The sequence below is a fragment of the Methanospirillum sp. genome (assembly GCF_028679455.1).
In the GTDB taxonomy this organism is placed as follows: domain Archaea; phylum Halobacteriota; class Methanomicrobia; order Methanomicrobiales; family Methanospirillaceae; genus Methanospirillum.
The window spans coordinates 1-5,757 of sequence record NZ_JAJRBM010000029.1 but is presented as its reverse complement, the minus strand read 5'-3'; the positions used below and the strand labels follow the sequence as shown (position 1 = coordinate 5,757).

The following is a 5,757-nucleotide window of genomic DNA, read 5'->3' as shown; positions in this document are numbered from 1 at the left end:
GGTGATATAACACCTACAAGGAAATAAAACTTCCGGTACGAAATTTTAGAGAGATTTAAAAATGAAGAATAAATATCCGATTGTTAGTCGTGAGTAGGTGGCACACTCACGCTAAAGGGGTGAATCAGGGTTTTACGCATCTCCTATCATGAATACCCTTCTGCAAATTTTCCCGACTTCACTCATACCGCGTCAATATCTTCCATTATTGCATACAAAAAGGAAGACACTTACTCTGATGAGTACTACTCTATACTCCAGTTGATGATGAGTCATCTGGAATCTAATCGGGGAAACAATGTCTGGAAAGATCAAACTACTTATTGACAATCTCGTTGAACAACGGGCCCATGGAAACCAGAGTCTTGAATCAACAACGAGAACAAAACTCCTTCTTAAAGGTATTGATTTTAGTAAATATTCCTCATCATCAGATGATGATCCCGAAGTAATTGCGAAAATAAGACAGATTGCAAAAGATATGGATATTCAACTTACGGTGTAATATGACAATTCAGGTATCTCATTCAGTAAAACCGGATCCGAGTGCTGCTGCAGCTGATATTGCATCCTCGTTTTCAGGGTTGAAACCGGTGGCAGTTCTTTTTTTTGCTTCATCAGTGTACGATCCTGCCTCTATCAGTCGCTCACTGAAGGATAAATTTCCTGATGCAACCGTTATTGGCTGTTCAACATCTGGTGAAATAGTCTCTGGCAGCATGTTGAAGAACTCAGTTGTTGCCATGGCCCTTGAATCAGACGTGATTGCTGGTATTGCTGCAGATGTTATCGATGTGACTGATCGAAAGGCACCGTCACGTGCAATCATTGGTCTGGCAGAAAAGTTTGGCTCTAAACCACTTGACCTCAACCCTGACCAGTATGTGGGGATTATCCTCATTGACGGGCTGTCCTGTGCTGAAGAATGGTTGATGGAAAAGATCGGAGATCTGGTAAATATTCCCATCATTGGTGGGTCCGCAGGTGATGATCTTTCATTCAAAAAGACCTGGGTATATCTGGATGGAAAGGCGTACAACAATGCAGCCATTCTCGCTCTTATGAAACCGGCGTGTAAATTTGATCTCATCAAAACCCAGTCATTCATTCAAGCCAACAAGAAACTGACTCCTACTGAAGTAGATGAGGCAACCCGTAAGGTTATTGAGTTTAATGACATGCCTGCAGTCACTGCGTACGCAAAGGCGGTTGGAGTAGATGAGAAGGATGTTGCCTCACAATTCATGACCCATCCGGTCGGGCTGATTGCTGATGGCGATCCCTTTGTCAGGAGTCCGCAACGGGTAGATGGTAGTTCAATCTATTTCTACTGTCAGATTCGAAATGGAGTTGATCTTGAAGTACTAACTTCAACTGATATCATTGCAGACACAACTGATGTGGTTCAAAAGGTACAGAAGGAGAAAGGACCAATCAAAGGGCTTATTAACTTTAATTGTATCTTAAGAACCCTTCAATTAGAACAGGAACAGAAAACTGATGCATATGGTAATATCTTTAAGAATATCCCGACTATCGGTTTCTCCACGTATGGAGAGGAATTTATCGGGCATATGAATCAGACATCAACGATACTTATATTTTTATAAATACCCTGAAATGCTACTTTTTTTTAAATCAGATGTGATGGATCTGTTATTGATCATGAGGGTAACAAAATGCGTCAGATCAATGATTAAATCGTAGATATCTTCAGCATTTTTTCTTGTAACGTAAAATTTACCGGATAATCATGAAAGGCAATCTTGTATTCTGGCAAGTTAGTAGTACTTACACAATTGGAACATGTGAATGATGATATAACCCAATTTTCAATCATTTTGTTTACCTCATCAAATTGTTCCTTTGGAAGATTTGAGTTGACTACTATTTGAAGAGAGGTTACATTTACTATTAGTTCCTGATAAGTTGACATTGTAAGGCCGATATTACCCATTCCGTTGCTGCTTACAAATGCATGCTCTGAATCTGGTGTGATATTTGTGGCTGAAACAGTGATATTTGCAAGGGTATTATTCTCTGACAAAAATGCTTTCGTTACCGTAACAGGTGTTGCAAGAATCTGAATAAACTGGTTTTCTCCCTGAGTTGCGTTTTTTGTATCGATATATTCTAACCAGGTTGTACGTTTATTTTTCGTGATATTGATGATTCCCTTGTTCCAGGTATATCCCTGATTAACCCAGAAATTACCAACAGGATGATAGGATATTGATGGTGCGGTAATGTTAAAAGTGGTTGAATAACTGCTTTCATTGGTGAAGGTAATATTAAGAATCCAGGATTCAGGACTTATTTGTATCGTCCCTGATGATCGAACCGGTGAAAAGATTACATCACCACCTCCGAGAGGGAATCTCTCTTTAATTGTAGCATCCTGTTTAAATGATATCATCCGGTCGATGTCGGAACTTATGGCAAGCATTCCTTGTTCCGTCTGCTGAAGATGGGTGATTTCACTCTGCTGTTTTAATGAAGGTATATAATATGCGTTTAAGAGGGAAATGAATGAAACAATCACCATAAGGAGTAACATAAACGCAACAACCGGAGATAGTGCATCTTCTCTAATCAATTGACCACTCCGGAGAAAATAACCGCGTTTTTTGCAATAATACTGATGTTATCTCCTCGAGTCAGTTCAGATACTCCCAACTCATCGCCGAGATCAAATGTCAGATTTTGCAACAATAGTCTTGTAGAATCTATTTTGTATCCATTCCGAAATACCTGAATATTCTCTTTTCTAATCCAGTCTCCCCCTTTATGATAAAAAGCCACATATCCTGTGTTGTTTATCGGTCCCATCTTTATCGTAACCGTCGGGGTTCTATCCTCAGGCAGTTGGTTCATCAGACTGATAGTAACCACCGGTACCAGGATCAGGACCAGGACAATCATCAACATCTCTCCGATTACTGAAGAAACCCCCGAATCCCGCTTTCCCATTATACACCTGCCGAGGCATTTGCAGCTGCCAGGGCTGCGGCGTGGGTAATAAGATCAAGCTGGTACGGAATAAAATACATAAACAGGAAAAAACACCCGAGTACCAGAAGGATTGCATGTTTAAATCCTGCGAGGACACTATTAGCAGATAACTGTCCTGCCATCAACCCGGAGAAGCATCCGAGAACCAGTCCGATCCTGAACATGTCGGTCAGGTTTCCTGCGGTATCAAAATTAATATGAAACTGGGTAAACGAAGCAATAAATGAGACATTCAGGGAATACGCAGTGTACATGTATATCCCGACCGCCAGGTATACGATCATCACATACGTGATCGCTGCATTAAACCGATCCTTCTTTAACTTGAGATAATGCTCAAAATCATTAATAGCGATGATAAGCACATCTTTGATATAATCGGTCACCTCACTTGCTTTCACGAGAAGGGACATCGCCCGTTTGACTGATACAAGGCCGATGCGGTCCTCCATTCTGACCAGGGCATTGATCGTTGTCGAACCCCGCCTGATATCCTCTGAGGTCATCACCAGTTCCTGGGAGAGCACCCCGAGTTTAGAGTTTGAGATAAGCCCGATAGCAGTCTGGAGCGTCACCCCGACGTCCTTCATATCTACGAGCTGACGGAGAAACTCAGGGGTATGACTCTCCACGTTGTTAACAAACCAGCTACGTCCCTCATAGGCCAGGGATATCGGAGTAAGTATTGCAACGATAAGCAGGCAGAGGAACGCCTCGAGTGACATATTTGGGATCCATGTACTCAAATACCCGAAATAATACAATGCACAGACGCATCCCCCACAGACAGCCCCGAACACGATACTATAATCAAAATTTGAGATATATGCCCGTGCCGGATTTTTGATAAGGTTTTCCAGTTTAAACCGTTTTCTCTTTGCATCGATCTTTTTAAGAAACGTCTGATCCACCTTGGTGTATTCCTTGAGATCGATTGCAATATCAGTAAATTCAGAGTCTTCTACCGGTTTTCTGGTGATATCCATCTTGATGGTCGGGAGCATCAGATAGAGGATGTAGATCATCCCGATAGATCCCATAGCAAGCCCGATGATGATGAGGGGCATGTACTGGGAGAGCTCAGACTTACCACTCAGGTTCTGTGCGACGATGATGACTATCATCGTGATCGGCCCGGCAACAAACGCGGTCACATACACCTCTGCCATGATCTCGATCGTCTTCAGTACATTCTCCATCTCCCTGGCTGCAGTCTCACGGAAGTATGCAGATCGTGACGCGAGAAAGTTCGTGATATCTCCCCCACTATTTGAGAGCAGGAGGAGATCGTTGAGAAACTCTTCAAGGTTTTTTGACGGAGTAACTGCCTGCAGATTACGGATTGCAGAGTAGAGATCATCTCCGAAGACCTCCACGTCCCGGACGATGAGGCCAAACTCTTTTCCCACCTCGCCAAAGAGATCATCAGCCTCGTAAATCTTTCTGATGACGTTATAGAGGGTCATCGTCGCTGAAAGTGCCTGCATGTAGGTGATAGCATAGGGAAGATCGAGATTGATAGAGGATCTTCTCCCCGCCGCGGTAGTTGAGGGGTAGGTGAAAATGGCGATGATTACTCCGGGAACCAGTAACACAAAGAGAATCAAGATAATTATTACATTATTATTCAGAATATTGTCTGGTTTATCAGGCATGAGGTGAAAGTTGGTGATCAGCAAAAATGCTGCAATGGCAATAAACGCACCAACCGAGAGGATGCTCCACTGAACCATCATCATGAAGTACGAATACTGGGAATACGGGAGATGAGAAGCCCGGATAGACTTACGTAGTGATGTTCCTTCAAGCCATGTATCGACCTGTCGCGGAGAGAAAAGTCTCATGCCATCCTCCGCAGGTCGGTGATCATCCGCATCAACTGTTCAGGATCAGAACTGTGCTGGCTCCGGAGTTTACTCAGAAATGCAGCCCTGATATCGAGGTGGTACTGGATCTCCTCATCGCTCCAGTTATGCATGTACTGAATCGTCTGCAGGGTCTTAGATCTCCGGTATACCCGTTTGAATGAGTCATCCTTTGGTTCATACTCATACAGGGTGTTCCATTTTACCTTGTCACCCTCCCCGAGCACGATCTCATGAATCGCATCACACCTTCGGATCATCCGCCCGTCCCGGTAATGAAAGGTCTGGATTACCATCAGGTTGAGCGCCCCGAACATGGCAGGAGGGACATTAATCGGCTCGTTAGTCAACCGGTTCAGCGCCTCTTCGATGTTTCCGGCATGGAGAGTGGATATGGTCGTATGACCACTGTTCATCGCCTGAAAGAGTGTTTGTGCTTCACTGCCACGAACCTCACCGACAATGATGTATTCCGGCCGCTGTCTGAGCGATGCCTTGAGGAGATCAAAGAGATCAACGCTGCCCCTGTCATTGGCTACATTCGTTGATCTGGTCTGAACTGGCAGCCAGTTCTTCTGGGGAATCTGGATCTCACGGGTGTCTTCGAGTGAAACGATCTTTGAGTTATGAGGAATGAAGAAGGAAAACGCATTCATCGCAGAGGTCTTTCCACTTGCAGTCCCTCCCACTACGATCATGCTCTGCCGGTTTTCAAGCGCCAGCCAGATGAACGCCAGGAGTTCATCACTGTAGGTCCCAAATGACATCAGCGTTGCCGGAGTCATGGGATCTGAACGGAATTTCCTGATGGTGAATGAGCTTCCCTTGGTTGAGACGACATCAGAATAGGTGATCTGGGCACGTGCCCCATTTGGAAGTG

Annotated in this window: 7 protein-coding genes; 2 read left to right on the top strand and 5 right to left on the bottom strand. The window is 44.0% G+C overall.

Annotated elements, in window-relative coordinates; translation table 11 throughout:
- Nucleotides 1-298 precede the first annotated feature (298 nt).
- Nucleotides 299-505 carry a hypothetical protein gene (locus LUQ50_RS00835; RefSeq protein ID WP_300034723.1) on the top strand — a complete coding sequence of 69 codons (207 nt, stop codon included), beginning with the start codon at nt 299-301 and terminating at the stop codon, nt 503-505.
- An 18-nt stretch (nt 506-523) separates the two neighbouring features.
- Here the strand turns inward: LUQ50_RS00835 and LUQ50_RS00830 are convergent, their stop codons facing one another.
- Nucleotides 524-745, bottom strand: coding sequence for a hypothetical protein (locus LUQ50_RS00830; RefSeq protein ID WP_300034729.1), 222 nt, complete (start codon nt 743-745; stop codon nt 524-526).
- On the opposite strand from LUQ50_RS00830, the gene LUQ50_RS00825 reads away from it, so the two are divergent.
- Nucleotides 639-1,610 carry an FIST signal transduction protein gene (locus tag LUQ50_RS00825; protein WP_300034726.1) on the top strand — a complete coding sequence of 324 codons (972 nt, stop codon included), beginning with the start codon at nt 639-641 and terminating at the stop codon, nt 1,608-1,610. The genes LUQ50_RS00830 and LUQ50_RS00825 overlap by 107 nt on opposite strands.
- A gap of 86 nt (nt 1,611-1,696) precedes the next feature.
- On the opposite strand, the gene LUQ50_RS00820 is transcribed toward LUQ50_RS00825, so the two are convergent.
- The 4 genes from LUQ50_RS00820 to LUQ50_RS00805 all read right to left on the bottom strand — a co-directional run.
- A complete protein-coding gene (locus LUQ50_RS00820; RefSeq protein WP_300034720.1) occupies nt 1,697-2,596 on the bottom strand; it encodes a hypothetical protein in 900 nt (299 codons plus the stop codon).
- The gene (locus LUQ50_RS00815; RefSeq protein ID WP_300034718.1) at nt 2,593-2,970 is read right to left on the bottom strand and encodes a type IV pilin N-terminal domain-containing protein; all 378 of its coding nucleotides are present in this window, start codon (nt 2,968-2,970) and stop codon (nt 2,593-2,595) included. Before LUQ50_RS00815 ends, LUQ50_RS00820 begins: the two co-directional genes overlap by 4 nt.
- Nucleotides 2,970-4,856 (bottom strand): type II secretion system F family protein, encoded by a 1,887-nt coding sequence (locus tag LUQ50_RS00810; protein ID WP_300034715.1) that lies wholly within the window; start codon nt 4,854-4,856, stop codon nt 2,970-2,972. The genes LUQ50_RS00815 and LUQ50_RS00810 overlap by 1 nt, the downstream gene beginning before the upstream one ends.
- A partial coding sequence (locus LUQ50_RS00805) for a type II/IV secretion system ATPase subunit (protein WP_300034712.1) occupies nt 4,853-5,757 on the bottom strand: 905 nt, incomplete at its 5' end. The genes LUQ50_RS00805 and LUQ50_RS00810, both read right to left, overlap by 4 nt.